The sequence below is a fragment of the Streptomyces sp. GbtcB6 genome (assembly GCF_019091475.1).
In the GTDB taxonomy this organism is placed as follows: domain Bacteria; phylum Actinomycetota; class Actinomycetes; order Streptomycetales; family Streptomycetaceae; genus Streptomyces; species Streptomyces hyaluromycini.
Genome location: NZ_JAGXJL010000502.1, coordinates 1 through 233 on the forward strand (window position 1 = coordinate 1; position 233 = coordinate 233).

1 pseudogene is annotated in these 233 nt (G+C 75.1%); it reads right to left on the minus strand.

The features are described 5' to 3' along the window. A pseudogene (locus KVT45_RS55800) lies at nucleotides 1–233 on the minus strand (GTP pyrophosphokinase); the annotation flags it as partial.

The following is a 233-nucleotide window of genomic DNA, read 5'->3' on the forward strand; positions in this document are numbered from 1 at the left end:
TGACCCAGACGTCGCCGACGCCCTCCACGACCACGCCGGGGTCCGGGTCGCTGCGCCGCTTGCTGCGGCGGCCGCGGGCCGGCGGGACCGCCTCGTCGATCTCCTCGGTGGCCGCCTCCTCGCCGCCGAGCGCCTGCACCAGCTTCTGCCCGACGTTCTGCGCGGCCACGTGGCCCTCGCCGATCGCCGCGTACAGCGAGGAGATGTCCGGATAGCGCATCTCCTGCGCCAGC